The 19123-nt window shown below is 71.3% G+C and carries 15 protein-coding genes and 1 pseudogene; 5 read left to right on the plus strand and 11 right to left on the minus strand.

What is annotated here, in order from left to right:
• Positions 1-19: 19 nt before the first annotated feature.
• Positions 20-1405, plus strand: coding sequence for a dipeptidase (locus tag AB0I22_RS16475; protein ID WP_363131461.1), 1386 nt, complete (start codon positions 20-22; stop codon positions 1403-1405).
• A 145-nt stretch (positions 1406-1550) separates the two neighbouring features.
• Here AB0I22_RS16475 and AB0I22_RS16480 read toward each other — a convergent pair whose 3' ends face one another.
• Positions 1551-2714, minus strand: coding sequence for an NUDIX domain-containing protein (locus AB0I22_RS16480; RefSeq protein WP_363131462.1), 1164 nt, complete (start codon positions 2712-2714; stop codon positions 1551-1553).
• A 174-nt stretch (positions 2715-2888) separates the two neighbouring features.
• On the minus strand, positions 2889-3554 hold the full coding sequence (locus tag AB0I22_RS16485) for a hypothetical protein (protein WP_363131463.1): 666 nt from the start codon (positions 3552-3554) through the stop codon (positions 2889-2891).
• A gap of 113 nt (positions 3555-3667) precedes the next feature.
• Here AB0I22_RS16485 and AB0I22_RS16490 point away from each other — a divergent pair, with 113 nt between their 5' ends.
• Positions 3668-5152 carry a carboxylesterase family protein gene (locus tag AB0I22_RS16490; RefSeq protein WP_363131464.1) on the plus strand — a complete coding sequence of 495 codons (1485 nt, stop codon included), beginning with the start codon at positions 3668-3670 and terminating at the stop codon, positions 5150-5152.
• 167 nt (positions 5153-5319) lie between these two features.
• Here AB0I22_RS16490 and AB0I22_RS16495 read toward each other — a convergent pair whose 3' ends face one another.
• From AB0I22_RS16495 to AB0I22_RS16505, 3 genes are read right to left on the minus strand one after another with little or no spacing between them, the layout of a single operon-like run.
• Positions 5320-6204 (minus strand): carbohydrate ABC transporter permease, encoded by an 885-nt coding sequence (locus tag AB0I22_RS16495; RefSeq protein ID WP_363131465.1) that lies wholly within the window; start codon positions 6202-6204, stop codon positions 5320-5322.
• Positions 6201-7139, minus strand: coding sequence for a sugar ABC transporter permease (locus AB0I22_RS16500; RefSeq protein ID WP_363131466.1), 939 nt, complete (start codon positions 7137-7139; stop codon positions 6201-6203). The genes AB0I22_RS16495 and AB0I22_RS16500 overlap by 4 nt, the downstream gene beginning before the upstream one ends.
• A 12-nt stretch (positions 7140-7151) precedes the next feature.
• Positions 7152-8414 (minus strand): ABC transporter substrate-binding protein, encoded by a 1263-nt coding sequence (locus tag AB0I22_RS16505; RefSeq protein ID WP_363131522.1) that lies wholly within the window; start codon positions 8412-8414, stop codon positions 7152-7154.
• A 266-nt stretch (positions 8415-8680) separates the two neighbouring features.
• On the opposite strand from AB0I22_RS16505, the pseudogene AB0I22_RS16510 reads away from it, so the two are divergent.
• A pseudogene (locus AB0I22_RS16510) lies at positions 8681-9931 on the plus strand (glycoside hydrolase family 27 protein); the annotation flags it as partial.
• A gap of 139 nt (positions 9932-10070) precedes the next feature.
• On the opposite strand, the gene AB0I22_RS16515 reads toward AB0I22_RS16510, so the two are convergent.
• A complete protein-coding gene (locus tag AB0I22_RS16515) occupies positions 10071-11042 on the minus strand; it encodes an ROK family protein (protein WP_363131467.1) in 972 nt (323 codons plus the stop codon).
• 136 nt (positions 11043-11178) lie between these two features.
• Here AB0I22_RS16515 and AB0I22_RS16520 point away from each other — a divergent pair, with 136 nt between their 5' ends.
• Together AB0I22_RS16520 and AB0I22_RS16525 are read left to right on the plus strand one after the other, a co-directional pair.
• Positions 11179-12216, plus strand: a complete 1038-nt coding sequence (locus tag AB0I22_RS16520; RefSeq protein WP_363131468.1) for a LacI family DNA-binding transcriptional regulator — start codon at positions 11179-11181, stop codon at positions 12214-12216.
• Between the two features lie 231 nt (positions 12217-12447).
• Complete coding sequence (locus AB0I22_RS16525; RefSeq protein ID WP_363131526.1) at positions 12448-14283, plus strand: hypothetical protein; 1836 nt, start codon at positions 12448-12450, stop codon at positions 14281-14283.
• Positions 14284-14292: 9 nt separating this feature from the next.
• Here AB0I22_RS16525 and AB0I22_RS16530 read toward each other — a convergent pair whose 3' ends face one another.
• The 5 genes from AB0I22_RS16530 to AB0I22_RS16550 all read right to left on the minus strand — a co-directional run bounded on the left by AB0I22_RS16530 (position 14293) and on the right by AB0I22_RS16550 (position 18904).
• The gene (locus AB0I22_RS16530) at positions 14293-15570 is read right to left on the minus strand and encodes an aldolase (protein ID WP_363131469.1); all 1278 of its coding nucleotides are present in this window, start codon (positions 15568-15570) and stop codon (positions 14293-14295) included.
• A 172-nt stretch (positions 15571-15742) separates the two neighbouring features.
• Entirely contained in the window at positions 15743-16705 is a 963-nt protein-coding gene (locus AB0I22_RS16535) for an electron transfer flavoprotein subunit alpha/FixB family protein (protein ID WP_363131470.1), read from the minus strand.
• A gap of 61 nt (positions 16706-16766) precedes the next feature.
• Positions 16767-17561: an electron transfer flavoprotein subunit beta/FixA family protein gene (locus AB0I22_RS16540; protein ID WP_363131471.1), complete on the minus strand. Its 795-nt coding sequence runs from the start codon at positions 17559-17561 to the stop codon at positions 16767-16769.
• Positions 17562-17761: 200 nt separating this feature from the next.
• The gene (locus AB0I22_RS16545) at positions 17762-18268 is read right to left on the minus strand and encodes a flavin reductase family protein (RefSeq protein WP_363131523.1); all 507 of its coding nucleotides are present in this window, start codon (positions 18266-18268) and stop codon (positions 17762-17764) included.
• Positions 18269-18577: 309 nt separating this feature from the next.
• Positions 18578-18904: a thioredoxin family protein gene (locus AB0I22_RS16550; protein ID WP_363131472.1), complete on the minus strand. Its 327-nt coding sequence runs from the start codon at positions 18902-18904 to the stop codon at positions 18578-18580.
• Positions 18905-19123 lie beyond the last annotated feature (219 nt).

A 19123-nucleotide genomic window follows, 5' to 3' on the forward strand; every position in this document is an offset into this window, starting at 1 on the left:
CGCCCACAAGGAGCGTTCCATGGAGCACGCCTCGACCCCGCCGACCGCACACCCCGCGCTCGCCCGGACCGTCGCCTCCCTTCAGCCGCGGGCCAAGGCCGAACTGGCCGAGCTGGTGGCCTTCAAGTCGGTCGCGGACCCGGACCAGTTCCCCCGGAGCGAGTGCGAGGCCGCCGCGAACTGGGTGGCCGAGGCGCTGCGCACCGAGGGGTTCCAGGACGTCGCCCTGCTCGACACCCCGGACGGCACGCAGTCGGTCTACGGCTTTCTGCCCGGCCCCGAGGGCGCGCCGACCGTGCTCCTGTACGCGCACTACGACGTGCAGCCGCCGCTGGACGAGTCCGCGTGGCTCTCGCCGCCGTTCGAGCTGACCGACCGCGACGGCCGCTGGTACGGGCGCGGCGCCGCGGACTGCAAGGGCGGCCTGATCATGCATCTGACGGCGCTCCGCGCGCTCAAGGAACACGGCGGCGTGCCCGTGAGCGTCAAGGTGATCGCGGAGGGCTCGGAGGAGCAGGGCACGGGCGGCCTGGAGCAGTACGCGCGGGCGCACCCCGAGCTGCTCACCGCCGACACCATCGTGATCGGCGACACCGGGAACTTCCGGGTGGGTCTGCCGACCGTCACCGCGACGCTGCGCGGGATGACGCTCGTCCGCGTCCAGGTCGACACCCTCGAAGGCAATCTGCACTCCGGCCAGTTCGGCGGCGCGGCGCCGGACGCGCTCGCGGCGCTCATCCGGATTCTCGACTCGCTGCGCGCCGAGGACGGCTCGACGACGGTCGAGGGGCTGCTGGCGGACGCGTCCTGGGAGGGGCTGCAGTACCCGGAGGAGGAGTTCCGCAAGGACGCCAGGGTGCTGGACGGCGTCGGGCTGATCGGCTCCGGTTCGGTCGCCGACCGCGTGTGGGCGCGCCCGGCCGTCACCGTGCTCGGCATCGACTGCCCGCCCGTCGTCGGCGCCACCCCGTCCGTACAGGCCGGCGCGCGGGCGCTGGTGAGCCTGCGGGTGCCGCCGGGCCAGGACGCGGTGGAGGCCACCGAGCTGCTGACCGCGCATCTGCGGTCGGCGGCGCCGTGGGGCGCGCGGGTCGAGGTCGCGCAGATCGGCGAGGGGCAGCCGTTCCGGGCCGACACCGAGAGCCCGGCGTACGCGTCGATGGCCGAGGCGATGCGCGTGGCGTACCCGGACGAAGAGATGCAGACGGCCGGCATGGGCGGTTCGATCCCGCTGTGCAACGCCTTGTCGCAGCTCTACCCCGAGGCGGAGATCCTGCTCATCGGGCTGAGCGAGCCGGAGGCGCAGATCCACGCCGTCAACGAGAGCGTCTCGCCGGAGGAGCTGGAGCGGTTGTCGCTGGCGGAGGCGGTCTTCCTCATCAATTACGCGGACAGCAAGCGCTGAGGGGCGGGGCCGGCGGGGACAGGACGGGCAGGGACGGGGCAAGGGCCCGGCTCGACGTCCTCAAGCGCTGACCGCCCGCCCCGGTTCCCTCGGCCTTCAGCCGGTCTCCAACGGAGGATCTTCCACCGGCCTCCGCCTCCGGCCTTCAACCGACAGGGACGCCCGCTTCGAGATTGAGCGGGCGTCCCTGTTCGCGTGCGCGCAGGGCCCAGCGAAGCCGGGTCTGCCGTACGGGCGGCAGCATCCGCGCGGCCTCGTGCTCGGTGACGAAGCGCCAGCCGCGCAGTTCCGCGCAGGGCAGCAGCAGCCGGTCCGCGTCGCCGCGGGGCAGCAGGCCGCCGTCGAAGAGGAGCCGCAGCCCGCCGAAGCCGGGTGCTCGGGGCGGTTCCCAGTCGAGTACGAGCAGCCGGGGGACGGCGGCGAGTTCGAGGCCCAGTTCCTCGGCGACCTCGCGCATGCCGGCGCGGGCGGGCGGCTCTCCGGGCTCTACGACGCCTCCGGGGAACTCCCAGCCCGGCTTGTACGTGGGGTCGACGAGGAGCACGCGGTCGTCCTCGTCGAAGAGCAGCACCCCGGCGGCGGTCGTCTCGGCCCGCGGCTCCGGGGTCTGCACGATCTCGCAGCAGCCCGCCTTGCCCGTGCGTACGGCCTCGGCTATCCGCTCCGCGGCCTGGCGGGGGGTGAGGGAGCCGGTGTCGAGGACATAGGCGTCGGCGCCGATCCACGGCAGGGCTTCGCGATAGCGCTCGATATGGTCGAGCGCCCATTGGTCTGTTCCCGAATTCCCGGCGTTCCCCGGGTTCACCGCGTTCTCGGCGTTCTCGGCGTTCTCGGCGTTCTCGGCGTTCTCGGCGCTGTTCACGTGCTCGGCGCTGTTCACGTTCTCGGCGCTGTTCACGTTCCCCGCGTTCTGCGCCGTGGCCGTCTGGAATTGCGCGTGGTTCAGGACACGGGATCGCAGGATCGTTTCGTCGGGTGACAACAGCACATGCCGCACAGGAATGCGGCGGGCCGCGAGCCCGCCGAATATCTCGTCGCGGTGCTCCTGCCGGAGCAGCGTCATCGGAACCACCAATACCCCGCCGACCTCGGCGAGCAGCGCGGCGGCACCATCGATGACCAGCCGCCGCCACATGGGCAGGTCCTGATGGTCGACGGCGTCGCCGAGCCGCTGCGGCGGCAGCAGCGAGCGGAGCAGTCCGCCGATCACGCCGGGATCGTAGAGGGTGCTGCCCGGAATCAGTCTCACCAGTTCTCGCGCCGTACGGGTCTTGCCCACGCTGAGCGGACCGTTCAGCCAGACGATCACGGTGCCCCCTTTTTTTCATAGCCCCCTGTGAATTGCCCGGAACACCTTGCCACGAAAACGCGTGCGAGCGGCGCCGCGGGCGGAGGGACGAAGGGGCGGCACGGGGGCACACGGCAGCGGGCCGAGCACCGATATGTGCGCGGGGGCGCACACCGGGGGACGGTGCGCCGCCGGTTACACCCTCAGTGGTCCGGCGAGTTCGCGCCGGGCGCACTCCTCGACCTCGGCCGCGGAACGGCCTCCGACGTCCACGGTCACGACGGACCAGGGTGTCGCCGCCAGCAGCCGCAGCGTCAGTTCCGCCTCTCGGCGGAGGTGTGCGGCGGCGGCCTCCAGGCTGTCCACGGAGCGCGTGCCGGGCGCCCCGGCGAGCCGGCCGACGAACCAGTCCGCCCACTGCGGCCCTTCGCGGTCGATCGCGCGCCGCAGCGCCGCTTCCGGGTCGTCGCGCAGGTACACCACGGTCACCCGCGTCGGCTCGACGGCCTCCACCAAGTCGCGTACGACCGCGGAGATCGCCGGCTCGTCGTGCCCCCAGGCGACCAGCGAGGGCACAAAAGGAATCAGCGCATCCGTCACCAGCACGTCCACACCGTCCGCCCGCGCCTGCGAGACGTACGCCTGGGTGGCCTTGACCAGAGTCTCGGGCCGCACGCTCCCGGTCCCCCCGGCGAACTCGTCGGCCACGGCGCCGAACGCGGGCCGCGTGAGGATGTCCGCTTCCTGAAAGTGGTCCACACTCGCGCCGGTGCCGCGAAGCCAGTGGGCGAGGGCGCCGCACAGGGTGGATTTGCCGACTCCAGGGCTGCTGCCGATCACGGCGATCAGGTGTGCCATCATCGCGCAAGTCTCGCACGGGCGACCGGCGGTCGGCCGTGACCGGCGGCTATGGACGATGGCGCCATGATCGTGATGCGGTGGGCCGACGGATTACCCCGAGGACGGCCCCTGAAATGAACTCGACTGAAGTCTCGACCGCTGAAGTCCGGACATCGACCGGTGAACTGCGCGGCGTCTCCGACGGGACGATCCGTGTGTTCAAAGGCGTGCCATACGCGCAACCGCCGGTGGGAGAACTGCGGTTCGCCGCTCCACGGCCGCCTCGCCCGTGGAGCGGCGTTCGCGAAGCGACCGGATTCGCCGCCCGTCCGCCCCAGACCGACATGCGCCCCAAGGGCAAGGTCATCGGCAGCGAGGACTGCCTCTACCTCAATGTGTACGCGCCCGCCGGGCCCGGCCCGTACCCGGTGATGGTGTGGCTGCACGGCGGCGGCGGTGTGGTGGGCGGGCCGCATGACTACGACTGCACGGCGTTCGCCCGCTCCGGCGTGGTGTCGGTGACCGTCGGCTACCGGCTGGGGGCGCTGGGGCTGATGTATCTGCCGGGGGTGTTCGAGGAGTCGGCGCACACCAACTTCGCCTTCCTCGACCAGATCGAGGCGCTGCGGTGGGTGCGGGAGAACATCTCCGCGTTCGGCGGCGACCCCGGCCGGGTCGGCGTGATGGGCGAGTCCAACGGGGCGCGGGCGGTGGGAACGCTGCTCGCGATGCCGGCCGCCCAGGGGCTGTTCGGCCAGGCGGTGCTCCAGAGCGGCGGGTACGTGCTCAACGAACCCGACCGGGCGTGGGAGTTCACCGACGCCCTCCTCACCGAGCTGGGCCTGGACCGGACCAAGGCGTACGAGCTGCGGACGACGCCCGTAGAGGAACTGGTCCGGGCACAGGGCCGGGTCGTCGCCACCGCCGGCGTGATGGCGCCGCTGCGCGCCGTGGTGGACGGGGACACCGTCCCCCAGCAGCCTCTCGCGGCGCTCGCGTCCGGCTCGGCGGCCGGCGTGCGCGTACTGGCGGGCAGCAACCACGACGAGCAGGAACTGTTCGACGCCATGCCCGAGCGGCTGGTACGGGTCGTGGGCAGCGGCCTGATCGGCGTCGCCCCAGCCGAGCTGAAGCGCCTGCGCGACGGATACCGTCAGCTGTACCCGGCGGCCGACGCGGCCGAGTTGGAGCAGATGCTGATCACCGCCGGCAACTGGCGGCTACCGGCGATCCGCCTCGCCGAGGCCCAGGCCGCGGCCGGCGGCGAGGTCTGGTCGTACCGGCTGGACTGGCGGGTGGCCCCGAAAGGCCAGGGCCTGGGCGCCCCGCACGGCCTGGACCTGGGTTTCGTCTTCGACCGAGCAGCCGACCCGACGGCTCCGCTCAGCTACTTCAGCGGGGTCTCCCGAGCCGACCCGCAGCGAATACGCGCCATCACGGCGGCGATGCACACCTCCTGGGCCCGCTTCCTGCACGGCTCCCCACCGGAAACACCGGCCCTGCCGCCCTGGCCGCGCTACGAAGCGGCCCGCCGCGCCACGATGCTCTTCGACGACACTTGCACGGTGGCCGAGGATCCGGACCGCGCGGAGCGGTTGCTGTGGGAGGCGAGCGTCTGACGGGACTGGCCTGACGCAGCGTCACATCTGGTGGGCCAGCCGCCGCTTGGTGGGCCGCCTCCCGATTCTGGACGTCCTCCCGGGGGAGTTTCCGGTCCCCGGAACACATCGTCACTCAATTCCGAAGACCGTCCGGGCACGAGCAGCGAAGAAGACTCTTCAACGCGCTACCCCTTGCTCGCTCCAAGAGTCAGCCCCGCGATGAAATGACGCTGCAGCAGCAGGAAGACCAGGATCGTGGGCAGCGCGACGAGTACCGAGCCCGCCGCGAGCAAATTATAGTCCGTGAAGAATTGACCCCTGAGATTGTTGAGGGCCGAGGTCACGGGGAGTTTGTCGCCGTTGGAGATGAAGACCAGGGCCCAGAGGAAGTCGTTGTACATCCAGGTGAATTGGAGGGTGCCCAGGGCTGCCAGGGCGGGGCGGCAGAGGGGGAGGGTGATGCGCCAGTACTGGGTCCATACTCCGGCGCCGTCGACGACCGCGGCTTCCAGGATCTCTATGGGCAGGGTGCGCATGAAATTGGCGAGGACGAAGACGCAGAAGCCGAGTTGGAAGCCGATCTGCACGGCGATGACGGCCCAGTAGGAGTCGTACATCGTCAGCGAGTCGGACATCCAGTAGGGCAGCGGGACGCGGTTGAAGAGTACGTACAGCGGGGTGACGATGACCTGTTGCGGGAGCAGGTTGCCGGCGGTGAAGACGATGAGCAGGAGGGTCGCGCCGCGCAGGCGCAGGCGGGAGACGGCGAAGGCGGTGAAGGAGGCGAGGAAGAGGGTGATGATGACGCCGGGGACCGCGATGAGCAGCGAGTTGGCGAAGTACCTGCTCATTCCCGAATCGCTGAACGCCTGGCGGTAATAGTCGAGGGAAAGGTGGCGCGGCAGTGAGAAATAGCCGTGTTCGGCGGTTTCCTCGTACGGGCGGAGTGAGGCGTAGACCGCCAGCAGGAGCGGCGCGAGGAAGGCCAGTGAGACGGTGAGGAGGAAGGCGTGCAGGCCCAGGCGGCCCGGCCGCAGGCGGGGGCGGGGGGTGAGGGTGGGGGCGGTCACCGGCGTTTCTCCGCTCTCAGTTCCTGGACCAGGTACGTCACGATGAATCCCATGGAGACGACGAGCAGGACGACGGCGATGGCGGAACCGAAGCCGATGCGGCTGGCCTCGCCGATGATGTTGTCGGTGACGAGCACGGAGAGCAGTTCCAGGCCGTTGCGGCCCTGGTTCACGGCGTAGACGATGTCGAAGGCGCGCAGTGCCTCGATCACGGTGATGACCCCGACGATGATGTTGACCGGACGGAGCGTCGGCAGTACGACCCGGAAGAAGGTCTGGCGCAGGCCCGCGCCGTCGATGGCCGCGGCCTCTTTGAGCGAGGGGTCGACGGATTTCAGCCCGGCGAGGTAGAGGATCATCACATAGCCGGTGTGCCGCCAGCCCGCCGCGAGGAGGATCATCCAGATATTGAGGTCGGGGTCGCCGAGCCAGTCCACCGGATTGTCGCGCGCGAGTACGGCGTTGAGCGCGCCCTGGTCGCGGGAGAGGATCAGCTGGGCGATGAATCCGACGATGGCGAGCGAGAGCACCACCGGCATATAGAGGGTGGACTGGTAGAGGCGGCTGAAGCGGACGCCGCGGTCGAGGAGTACGGCCAGCAGCAGCCCGAACGGGGTGGCGATCAGCCCGAGGAAGGCGAGCCATAACAGGTTGTTGCGGGCGGCCGGCCAGAACGGCGGGTAGTCGGTGAACAGGTCGTGGTAATTCTGTCCGCCGACCCATGTGATGTCGCCGATCCCGTCCCAGCTGGTGAAGGAGAGGCCGATGGAGGCGAGGGTCGGGCCCCAGACGATGGCCAGGTCGAGCAGTACGGGTATGCCCAGCAGCACGCCGATGACGGCGAGGTCGCGGCGGGTGAATTTCCGCGGGCCGCGCCGCCGGCCGCGCCGCCGAGCGCGCCGTGTGGGGGCTGGCCGTGTGGTGGCTAAAGGCACGGCGCGTGGCTCCTACTCGCTGGCGAACATGGACTTCTTCTGGGATTCGATGGATTTGAGCAGGCCGTCGATGTCGTCGGGGTCGTTGATGAAGCGCTGGATGGAGGGGATCATCACGGTCTGCGCGAAGTCGGGCCGGGTGTCGCGGTCCATGAACTGGGAGATCTGCTTGGCGCCGGAGACGAGTTCGGCGGCCTTCTTCTGCAGCGCGTTGTACGAGCCGGTGGACGCCCGTTCGTTGACGGCGACGTTGTTGGGGTCCCTCTTCAGATAGCGCTCCTCGGCGCCCGGTGTGGCGAGGTATTTCAGCAGCTCCTTCGCGCCCTTCTTGTTCTTGGCCTTCTTCGCCATGAGGAAGCCGTCGACGGGCGCCTCCACCGCCTCCTGGCCGTACCGCGAGTCGATCTCCGGGAAGGGGAAGAAGTCGAGGTCGGCGCGGTCGGCTGCGGTGAATTGCTGGCCGGGGTGCGGGAGTCCGAGCACGGTCATGCCGGCCTTCTTCCGCGCGAGGCTCTGCGCGGCCTCCTGCCAGGTGCGGCCGTTGGCGCCCTGCTGGTGGTAGGGGAGGATGGAGCGCCAGAGGTCGAATACGCGCTTGACCCTGGTGTCGGTCCACGATTCCTTGCCGCGCATGAGCGAGAGGTGGAAGTCGTAGCCGTTGGCACGCATGTCGAGGTAGTCGAAGGTGCCCATGGCGGGCCAGCCGTCCTTGTCACCGAAGGCGATCGGCACGAGGCCGTCCTTCCGCATCCGGCGGGCCAGTGCCGTGTACTGGTCGAAGGTCTTCGGCACCTCGTAGCCGTGCTGCTGGAATACGCTCTTCCGGTAGAACACGGCCCACGGATAGTAGTAGTACGGCACGAAGTACTGTTTGCCGTCCTCACCGGTGGACTGGTCCTTCAGCGCCTTCGAGAAGCCCTGGAATCCCGTCCAGAGATCGCTGATGTCGGTGAGCAGCCCCTTTTTGGCGAAGAACTGCATCCGGTAGCCGGCGAACCACATGAATACGTCGTCCGGGCTGCCTTTGAGATACCGGTTGATGTTCTGCTGAAAGCTGTTGTGGTCAACGGTGTTGACTTTTACCTTCTTCTTCGATGTCTTCTCGTATGCCGCGAAGGACTCGGCGAACGCCTTCTTGGGCACCGGGTCCGAGGCGTTGGAGCCCAGGGTGATATCACCGCCGCCGGGGCCGTTGCCGCAGGCGGTGAGCAGTGCGGGGAGGGCGACCGCTCCGGCGCCGAGCGCGGTGGTCCGTAGCAGCGTCCGGCGGGACATCCGATGTCCCGCGCGCTCATGACGCTCGGCCGATCCACTGAACGATGACTGTGCCATGTCCCCCTCCTCAGGGGTGCAATCGAACACAACCGAACGTAAGTGTTGGGATCTCACCGCCAAGTCAGGGCACCGTCAAGGGTTTTGACGTGACACCGGGGAACCGTTACCGCATCTCTTCCAACAGAGTCCAACACGGTCTACCGTAAACGCGCGTTGGTGACACGTACATGACGCTCGTATTCCTCTACAGGACGGAGTACCGCACCATGCGCCATCTGCTTGCCGCTTTCACCGGTCGAAGAGTCATCGGATCGCTCGCCGCCGCACTGCTCTGTACGGCGGGCCCGACCCAACTGGCCGGACCCGCCGCCGCTCAGAACACCGAAACCGAAAGCACCGCCGAGACCCGCTCGCCCCGCCTCCCCGACGGGCTCGCCGCCACCCCGCCCATGGGCTTCAACAACTGGAACTCGACGCACTGCCGGGCCGAGTTCGACGAGTCGATGGTCAAGTCCATCGCCGACATCTTCGTCGCCAAGGGGCTCAAGGCCGCCGGGTACCAGTACGTCAACCTCGACGACTGCTGGGCGCTCCCGCAGCGCGACGCGGCCGGCAAGCTGGTCCCGGACCCGCGGCGCTTCCCGAACGGCATCAAGGCCGTCGCCGACTACGTCCACTCCAAGGGGCTGAAGTTCGGCATCTACACGAGCGCGGGCGTCAAGACCTGCAACCTGATGGGGCTTCCCGGCGCGCTGTACCACGAGAAGTCCGACGCCCAGCAGTTCGCCGACTGGGGCGTCGATTACCTGAAATACGACAACTGCAACAACCTCGGCCTCGACGCCAAGAAGCGCTACATCACGATGCGCGACGCGCTGAAGGCCACCGGCCGCCCCATCGTCTACGGCCTGTGCGAATGGGGCCAGAACAAGCCCTGGGAGTGGGCCGCGGACGTCGGCCACCTGTGGCGCACGACCGGCGACATCAGGGACCAGTGGAGCAGCATGCTCGCCATCCTCAAGCAGAACCTGCCGCTCGCCCCGTACGCGGGCCCCGGCCACTGGAACGACCCCGACATGCTGGAGGTCGGCAACGGCGGCATGACGGACACCGAATACCGCACCCACTTCGCCATGTGGTCGATGATGGCCGCACCCCTGCTCATCGGCACCGACCTGCGCACGGCGACCCCCGAGACGTACGAGATCGTCGCCAACCGCGACATCATCGCGCTCGACCAGGACCCGCTCGGCAAGCAGGGCACGGTCCTGTCCTCCGACGGCGGGCGCTGGGTCGTCGTCAAGCAGCTGAAGGACGGCGACCGCGCCGTCGCCCTCTTCAACGAGACGGACCAGCCCCAGACCATCACGACCACCGCCAAGGCCGTCGGCATGCCCGCGGCCCCCACGTACCGGCTGCGCGACCTGTGGCAGCACAAGCACCACAACACGCATGGGGAGATCAGCGCCACCGTCCCCGCGCACGGCACCGCCGTCTACCGGATCTCGACGGAGCGCCACGGGTAGCGGGAGCGTCGCCGGCCGGTCCGCTTCGGGGGGGCCGGACCTCGTCGTCGCCGACCGGACCGCGTCGCCGGGGGCCGGCCCGCGCCCGTAGCCGCCCTACAGCGCGGACCCGGTCGTCGTCCCCACGCCCCTACGGCGCAGGCGTCGCCGCCTCGTGCTCCGCGCTCCACAGCCCCAGCGCCTGCGCCGCCGCGGCCGCGGCGCCCACCAGGCCCGCGTCGCCCGCGAGCTGCGCGGGCACGACCTCGACGCCGGCGGCGAAGGAGAGCGCGGCGTAGCGGCGCAGCTGCTCGCGCAGGGGGGCGAAGAGCGTCTCGCCCGCGCCCGCGACGCCGCCGCCGATGACCACGACCTCCAGTTCCACGAGCGTCGCGGTCGCGGCGATGCCCGCGGCGAGGGCCTGTGCGGCGCGCTGGAAGGAGGCCAGCGCGAGCGGGTCGCCGCGCCGGGCCGAGGCGGCGACCGCGGCGGCGCTCGTGTCGCCGTCCGGGCCGGGCCGCCAGCCGCTCTCGACGGCGCGGCGGGCGATGTTGGGGCCGCTGGCGATGCGTTCCACGCAGCCGTGCGAGCCGCAGGCGCACAGGTCGCCGTCGAGGTCGACGCTGATGTGGCCGATGTGGCCCGCGTTGCCGGTGATGCCGGGGTGCAGCCGGCCGTTCAGCACCAGCCCGCCGCCGACGCCGGTGGAGACGACCATGCACAGCGCGTTGGCACGGCCGCGGGCCGCGCCCTGCCAGTGCTCGGCGGCCGTCATCGCCACCCCGTCGCCCACCAGCACGACGGGGACCGGCCCGGCGGTCTTCGCGACCTCCGCGACCAGCGGGAAGCCGCGCCAGCCGGGCACGTTGACCGGGCTGACGGTGCCGTCGGACGCGTCGACGGGGCCCGCACTGCCGATGCCGACGGCCCGCACCCGCGACCAGTCGCCGGACTCCTGGAGCTCTTCGAGCACCGCTGTCACCACGCGCATCACCGTCGCGCCGTCCTCGCGGGCGGGGGTGGGCCGCTGGGCGCGTGCGAGCAGCTGCCCGCGCCCGTCCACCAGGGCGGCGGCTATTTTGGTGCCGCCGATGTCGAGTGCGGCGACGAGGTCGGTGTGCATGGGTGCGATGTCTCCTGGTCCAGCAGGCGAAGGCAGAGTTGCAGAGCGACAGTCTCCCCACAGTTGACAACGTTGTCCAGGCTCTATGCTCGACGTCACTCCCGTACGTACAGCAGCAACGACAGGACGAGTCACCGTGGCCGACACCTCCCGCAGCCCGCAGCCCCGCTACGGCACCCGGCCGACCATGAAGGACGTCGCCGCGCGCGCCGGTGTGGGTCTGAAGACCGTGTCCCGGGTGGTCAACGGCGAACCGGGCGTGACGCCCGACACCGAGCGGCGCGTGCAGGAGGCCATCACGGGCCTGGGCTTCCGCCGCAACGACAGCGCCCGGATCCTGCGCAAGGGCCGCACGGCCTCCATCGGCCTGGTGCTCGAAGACCTCGCGGACCCGTTCTACGCGCCGCTCAACCGCGCCGTCGAGGAGGTCGCCCGGTCGCACGGCGCGCTGCTCATCAACGGCTCCAGCGCCGAGGACCCCGAGCGGGAGCAGGAGCTGGCCCTCGCCTTCTGCGCCCGCCGGGTCGACGGCCTGCTGGTCATCCCGGCCGGCCACGACCACCGGTACCTCGAACCGGAGATGGCGGCCGGGGTCGCGACGGTCTTCGTGGACCGCCCGGCCGGGCTGATCGACGCCGACGCCGTGCTCTCGGACAGCATGGGCGGCGCCCGCGAGGGCGTCGCCCACCTCATCGCCCACGGTCACCGCCGTATCGCCTTCGTCGGCGACCAGCCGCGCATCCACACCGCGAGCGAGCGGCTGCGCGGCTACCGCACCGCGATGGCCGACGCGGGGCTGCCCGTCGACGAGTCCTGGGTGTCGCTGGGGCCGACCGCTCCCGAGCACGTACGGGCCGAGGTCGGCCGGGTGCTGTCCGGGCCCGAGCCGGTGACCGCCGTGTTCGCGGGCAACAACCGGGTGACGGTGACCGCCGTGCGGGTCCTCGCGGAGCGGCCGCGCCCCGTGGCGCTGGTCGGCTTCGACGATCTGGAACTCGCCGACCTGCTGGGGATCACGGTGATAGCCCAGGACGCCGCGCGGCTCGGGCGTACGGCCGCCGAGCAGTTGTTCCGCCGGCTGGAGGGGGCGGCGGAGGCGCCGCGGCGGACCGTCCTGCCGACCCGCCTCGTCGCCCGCGGCTCGGGCGAACTCCCGCCGGCGCAGGGCGCGTAGCGAGCCCGGGGACCGACCGCCGGGCCCGCGGCCCGGCCGCGCGGCGCACCGTGCCGCCGCGATCCGCGGCCGAGTGAGGCGCCGCCGTACGGGAGCGGTCCCACGACCGGAGTACCTTCGGCGTGGACGGCGCGCTTTCGGCGTCGAGTTGGGTATCTCTCCCTCACCGGGACAGAGTCCAGCCTTCCGGTATCAGCTCGGTCACCCATCGCCTCACCGACCAGGAGCACCGTGGAAGACCGTACGCTCGAAGCGCTCGGCCTCGCCGAGGCGCCCCGCGAACATCCGCTGCTCTATCCCGGCGCCTGGCCCGCCGAGTCCGGACTGCTGCACCAGCGCCGCCTGCTGCGGCTGCGGCCAGTGGCCGGCCGCCGGCTCGCGAAGTGGCAGGTGCAGCCGCCGCCCGGCGGGTTCCGCGGCACGCCCGGGGCGGAGGAGCCCGTGCCGCTCAACTACGCGCTGATGAGCGCCAACCAGACGCTCGTCGGCGACCGCTTCCCGGTGCTCTCGGTGGGCTCCAACGCCTGTCCGGCGCAGCTGTGCCACAAGATGGAGGGCGCGGGCGTCTCCGCGACGATCCCGATGGCCAAGGTGCGGGTGTCGGGGATCGGGATCGGGGTGTCCGCGTATGTGACGCCCATGGGCTACGTGTCGTCGTCGCCGTACCGGGCCCCGGGCCGCACGATGGATCTGTTCGTGACGTGGCTGGACGTGGCGCAGTTGGAGCTCGTCGACGCGAGCGAGGGGATCTTCGATCCGGTCGGCGAGTACGACCGGGTGGTGCTGCCGGGGGATGTGTTCCGCGCGGAGCTGGCGTCGGGCGAGCTGCTGGGCGGCATGTACGCGTATGTGAACCGGTACGGGGTGCTGCACGACGGCTCCGGTGCGCCGCGCGACCATCCGGGCGAGCGGCAGCTGCTGACCGATCTCCTCTCGGAGTCGCGGCAGTTGCGGGACTGGTTCGGCACCACTCCGGAGGAGTTCAGCGCGGCGGCCCGCGGGGACCGGCACCTGTGCGAGAAGGGCACCCGGCTCTTCGCGGACGAGGAGCGCGCCACCCGTTCGGGCCTGGAGAAGTACGCGCCCGAGGCCCCGGCGAGCACCGTCTACGACGACATCCACCCGCTCAACGAGCTGCCCGACCACCACTATCCGGCGTGCCGGACGCCGAACCTCTTCGATCAGCGCGGCGCCGGGGTGGTGCGCGTCTCCGCGCGGCTGGCGCGCGAGCTGGGCGGTCCGGACCATCTGATGGTGCAGAACGCGCAGTTGCCGACGGCCCGGCACGAGCGGCTGGGAGCGCTGGCCAATGTGGTGGTCGCCCCCGACATCGCGGCCGACGACGTCCGCACGCTCCAGGTCGACCATTCGCTGCGGGTGGGGCTGGGCCTGGAGCCGGGCGAGGCCGTCACGGTCGCGCCGGCGCAGGTGCGGCACGGCAGCAGCCGGTGGGCGAGGTTCTTCTTCGGTCCGCCCAACTACGTCGCCTGCCGGGTGCAGGACGGGGACCGGGCGAGCGCCGAGCACGAGGTGTGCCTGCTGGACGAGATGACGCTGGAGCTGCTGGGCGTCGCCAGTGGGGACAGTGTGGTGATCGAGGGATTCCCGGACCGGGAGGGCATCGTGCCCACCCTGGAGCTGAAGGCGATCCGCATCAGCTCGGAGGTGCAGGAGCGGCGGACGCATCTGCACGGCGGGGACATGACGAGCCGCTATCCGAGTTCCCTGGACGCGCTGGGCACGTTCCCGGATCTGCCGTGGGTCTTCCTGGACCGGCGGCTGTGGTGGGGGCTGGGCCTGGGCGAGCAGTGGCTGGCGACGGTCCGGATCCGCTCCAGCCGTTCGTACCAGCTCAAGAAGGAACTCCGGGAGATGGTGTTCCTGCTGGGGCTCGCCTTTATAGGAGTCGTGACGGTGCTCCAGTCGCTGGTGTGGCAGGCGGCGAGTCTCGGGGTGCTGATCCTGCTGGTGGCCTTCGCGGTGACGGTGCGGATGCGCAGCAGGCTCTCGCAGCGGGCGCGGCTGTTCCGGCACCGCGGGCGGCGGCGCGTGACGCGCCGGGAGTGAGCGCCCCGGTCATGTTCCCGGCCGGCCCGCGAGGGCTTCGAGGTCCGCGCGGGTGAGTCCGGTGAGCCGGGCGGTCTCGGCGGCGCCGAGCGCGCCGCAGTCCAGTCCGCGCAGCAGGTGGCCGCTGAGCGCCCGGGCGGTGGCGGGTTCGTCCAGGACGTCGCCGCCCGTGCGGTGCGTGTACGCGACGAGGCGGGCGGCGGCCTGCTCCAGTCCCTCGCGGTAGAAGGCGTAGACGGCGGCGTAGCGGGTGGGCAGGTGGCCCGGGTGCATGTCCCAGCCCTGGTAGTAGCCGCGGGCCAGGGAGCGGCGGACGAGCCGGTGGTGCAGCCGCCAGGCGTCGTGGACCTGTCCGGTGGGGCCGACGGGCAGCACGTTGGTGGAGCCGTCGGACAGCCGGACCCCGGTGCCCGCGGCGGCGGCCTGCATGACGGCCTTGGCATGGTCGGCGGCCGGGTGGTCCAGGGACTGGTGGGCCGCGCTGATGCCGCAGGCCGCGCTGTAGTCGAAGGTGCCGTAGTGCAGCGCGGTGGCGCGGCCGCCGGCCGCGTCGATCATGCGGGCGACGGTGGCGGTCCCGTCGGCGCCGAGGACGGCCTGGGGGGTCTCGATCTGTATCTCGAAGCCGATCCGGCCGGCCGGCAGGCCGCGTGCCTTCTCGAACTCCTCGGCCAGCCGCGCCATGGCGGCGACCTGCTCGGGGCGGCTCGCCTTGGGGAGGGTGAGCGTGAGCCCCGCGGGGAGCCCGCCGGCGTCCATCAGGCCGGTGAGGTAGATGTCGAGGGTGCGGATGCCCCGGTCGCGGACGGCGGCCTCCAGGCACTTCATGCGGATGCCCAGGTACGGGGCGGCGGTGCCGTCCTGGCAGGCGGCGGCGGTGAGCGCGGCGGCGCGGGCGGCGTCGGCGTCCTCCTCGGCGTCGGGGCGCGGGCCGTAGCCGTCCTCGAAGTCGATGCGCAGGTCTTCGACGGGTTCGTGCTCCAGCTTGGCCCGTACCCGCTCGTGGACGGGTTCGGCGAGTTCGCCGGGGATGCCGAGGACGGCGGCGAGGGACGCGGCGTCGGGGGCGTGCTCGTCGAGTGCCGCGAGGGCCCGGTCGCCCCAGGCGCGTACGGTGCCGGCGGTGAAGGCGTCGGCGGGGACGTAGACGGTGTGGACGGGCTGCCGGGTGCCGGGGTCGCCCGGGTAGCGGCGCGCGAGGTCGGCGTCGACCTCGGCGAGGGACGCGTCGAGTTCTTCGCGTACGGCCTTGCCGAGGCTGGTCGCGACCGTCTCCTGCTGCCCCATCCGGCGCCCTCCCGCTGCCCGCCACCCACATCAACATTTTGTGGAAGTCCGTGGGGCGAAGCTAACGGCACGGCATACGGGGGTCAACACCCGCTCCGGGCACGGACGGACATGAGGCGGCGGCCCGTACGGCCCCGACCGGGTCGTACGGACCGCCGCCTCACCCGCGCGGTCAGCCCTTGCGGGTCTTGACCTCGTCGGTCAGCTGCGGGACGACCTCGAAGAGGTCGCCGACCACGCCGTAGTCGACCAGGTCGAAGATCGGGGCCTCGGCGTCCTTGTTGATGGCCACGATGGTCTTCGAGGTCTGCATGCCCGCCCGGTGCTGGATCGCGCCGGAGATGCCCGCCGCGATGTAGAGCTGCGGCGATACGGACTTGCCGGTCTGCCCGACCTGGTTGGAGTGCGGGTACCAGCCGGCGTCGACCGCCGCGCGCGAGGCGCCGACGGCCGCGCCGAGCGAGTCGGCCAGCCCCTCGATGACGGGGAAGTTCTCGGCGCCGTTGACGCCGCGGCCGCCGGAGACCACGATCGCGGCCTCCGTCAGCTCCGGGCGGCCGGTCGACTCGCGCGGGGTGCGGGAGACGACCTTGGTGCCGGTGGCCTGCTCGCCGAAGGTGACGGCGAACTGCTCGACCGCGCCGGCCGCCGGGGCGGCCTCGGGGGCGGCGGAGTTGGGCTTGACGGTGATGACCGGGGTGCCCTTGGAGACGCGGGACTTGGTGGTGAACGAGGCCGCGAAGACGGACTGCGTGGCCACCGGGCCCTCGTCGCCGGCCTCCAGGTCGACGGCGTCGGTGATGATGCCGGAGCCGATGCGGACCGCGAGGCGGGCCGCGATCTCCTTGCCCTCCGCGGAGGACGGTACGAGTACGGCGGCCGGGGAGACGGCTTCGTACGCGGCCTGGAGCGCGTCCACCTTGGGCACGACGAGGTAGTCGCCGAACTCCGGGGCGTCGGCGGCCAGGACCTTGACGGCGCCGTACTCGCCGAGGACCTTCGCGGCCTCCTCGGCGCCGGGGCCGAGGTGCACGGCGACGGGCTCGCCGACGCGGCGGGCCAGCGTCAGCAGTTCGAGGGTGGGCTTGCGGACGGCGCCGTCCACGTGGTCGACGTAGACAAGGACTTCAGCCATGGTTCTGCTCTCCTGCTGGGATGACGAGGGCGGGTGAGGGTTCGTACGGGCCGTCGGACGCTCAGATGAACTTCTGGCCCGCGAGGAACTCGGCGAGCTGCTTGCCGCCCTCGCCCTCGTCCTTGACGATCGTGCCCGCCGTACGGGCCGGACGCTCCGCGGCGTCGTCGACCTTGGTCCAGGCGCCGTCGAGGCCGACCTCGTCCGCCTCGATGCCCAGGTCGGAGAGGTCCAGGGACTCCACGGGCTTCTTCTTGGCGGCCATGATGCCCTTGAACGACGGGTAGCGGGCCTCGCCCGACTGGTCGGTCACGGACACGACGGCCGGCAGCGCCGCCTCCAGCTGCTCGCTGGCGGTGTCGCCGTCGCGGCGGCCGGTGACCTTGCCGTCCGCGACGGAGACCTCGGAGAGCAGGGTCACCTGCGGCACGCCCAGGCGCTCGGCGAGGATCGCCGGGAGCACGCCCATGCCGCCGTCGGTGGAGGCCATGCCGCAGATGACGAGGTCGTAGCCGGCGTGCTCGACGGCCTTGGCGAGCACCAGGGAGGTGCCCAGCGCGTCGGTGCCGTGCAGGTCGTCGTCCTCGACGTGGACGGCCTTGTGCGCGCCCATGGACAGCGCCTTGCGCAGCGCGTCCTTGGCGTCGTCGGGGCCGATGGTCAGCACGGTGATCTCCGCCCCGTCGTCGGAGTCCGCCTCGTCGGCGATCTGCAGCGCCTGCTCGACCGCGTACTCGTCGAGCTCCGAGAGCAGGCCGTCCACGTCGTCGCGGTCGACGGTCAGGTCCTCGGCGAAGTGCCGGTCGCCGGTGGCGTCGGGCACGTACTTCACACAGACAACGATCCTCAAGCTCACGCCGGCTCTCCTACTGCATCGTCTCTTCAGCTGCCTTGTGCAGGCAGCATAGGCGCCTTGTGGGGCGGATTCCGGTCGGGGCGGCCCCGCTCCGAACGAAATATTACTCGTCAGTACACCCAGCTCTTTCCCCGGAAGCAAGGCCACTGAACTGTGACCTTGCCAACGGTGCGGGAACGGGACGAATCAGCCCCCGGCGCTCAGTCGCGCAGGGCGTTGAAACGGCCTTGGTGGTAGAGGAGCGGACGGCCCGCTCCGGCCGGGTCCCCGACGACCGCCTCGGCGAGCACCAGCCGGTGGTCGCCGGCGGGCACCTTGGCCACGACCCGGCACACCAGCCACGCCAGCACGCCGTCGAGCAGCGGCACGCCCTCGGGGCCCGTACGCCAGGCCGTCGGCTCGGCGAAGCGGTCGGCGCCGCTGCGGGCGAAGGTGGCGGCCAGCTCCCGCTGGTGCTCGCCGAGAATATGGACGCCGACGTGGCCGGCCTCCGCCAGCACCGGCCAGCTGGAGGAGCCGGTGCCGACGCCGAAGGAGAGCAGCGGGGGCTCGGCGGCCACGGAGGTGAGCGAGGTCGCGGTGAAACCCACCGGTTTCGCGCCCTGCGCGGTGATCACCGCGACGCCCGCGGCGTGCTGCCGGAAGACGGAGCGCAGGAGTTCGGGGGCGGCGAGCCGGGGCGTGCCGAGGCCGGGTGAGGCCGTCATGGAGGTGTCCTTCTGCTGGAGGTTCGAGCCGGGAGGGGTGCCGTCGCGTCCGCTCACGCGCTCGGACAACAGGCGCTCGCGGTTCGCAGCAGATCGACGTGCGCACGTCCGTAGAGAAGGAGGGGTCCAGGCCGCATGTCGTCACCCTGACGATTCGCGGTGCGCAGCGTCAAGGGCCTCTTGCCAGGTGGGAGACGTCTCACGCGGAGGTTTAACGGGCGCGAGGCCGCTTCGCCGGCCGCCGGGCGCGGTGCGTACGACGGCCGCGGCACCACTCCCGCTCGCGTCATCGCCCGCCGCCCGTCGCCCTCAGACGGCCGCGCCGAGCGCGGCGATGACATCCGCCGTGCGCGGCTGCCCTGCGGCCCGGCGCACGACGCGGCCGGCCGCGTCGAGGACCAGCACGGTCGGCGTGCGGTCGACGCCGAGCGCCCGTACGAGCTCCAGCCGGGCCTCGGCGTCGATCTCGACATGGGCCACCCCCTCGACCATGCGGGCCACCTCCACCAGCGTGCGGCGGGTCGCCCTGCACGGCTGGCAGAAGGCGCTGGAGAACTGGACGAGCGTCGCCCGCTCCCCCAGCTCCGCCCCGATCTCGGCGGCGCTCAGCCGCTCCCCGCCGTCCCGCTCCCGCACGCGGCCCTCCCCTGCTCTTCTCAGCTCTTCTGAATAATCCGTCAATCGTGCAGCGCCAGGGCGGCCGTGAGGATTCCCGCGACGGAAAATCGACTGTCCCCTGATATCCCCACCGGCTCGGGTGTAGCTTCTGCTGCGCCGGACACCCGTGCGCGACGTGATGAGAATCTCCCGACGACGACAGCCCACAAGGTGGCCGACAGGCCGGACATCAGGCAC

Source organism: Streptomyces sp. NPDC050610 (assembly GCF_040654875.1).
GTDB lineage: Bacteria > Actinomycetota > Actinomycetes > Streptomycetales > Streptomycetaceae > Streptomyces.

Excerpts from the sequence above, each read along its gene's own strand:
- AB0I22_RS16475 (WP_363131461.1), top strand. The coding sequence starts at position 20 with ATGGAGCACGCCTCGACCCCGCCGACCGCACACCCCGCGCTCGCCCGG.
- AB0I22_RS16505 (WP_363131522.1), bottom strand. The coding sequence starts at position 8,414 with ATGTCCCGCCGGACGCTGCTACGGACCACCGCGCTCGGCGCCGGAGCG.
- AB0I22_RS16490 (WP_363131464.1), top strand. The coding sequence starts at position 3,668 with ATGAACTCGACTGAAGTCTCGACCGCTGAAGTCCGGACATCGACCGGT.
- AB0I22_RS16530 (WP_363131469.1), bottom strand. The coding sequence starts at position 15,570 with ATGGGGCAGCAGGAGACGGTCGCGACCAGCCTCGGCAAGGCCGTACGC.
- AB0I22_RS16515 (WP_363131467.1), bottom strand. The coding sequence starts at position 11,042 with ATGCACACCGACCTCGTCGCCGCACTCGACATCGGCGGCACCAAAATA.
- AB0I22_RS16485 (WP_363131463.1), bottom strand. The coding sequence starts at position 3,554 with ATGATGGCACACCTGATCGCCGTGATCGGCAGCAGCCCTGGAGTCGGC.
- AB0I22_RS16535 (WP_363131470.1), bottom strand. The coding sequence starts at position 16,705 with ATGGCTGAAGTCCTTGTCTACGTCGACCACGTGGACGGCGCCGTCCGC.
- AB0I22_RS16545 (WP_363131523.1), bottom strand. The coding sequence starts at position 18,268 with ATGACGGCCTCACCCGGCCTCGGCACGCCCCGGCTCGCCGCCCCCGAA.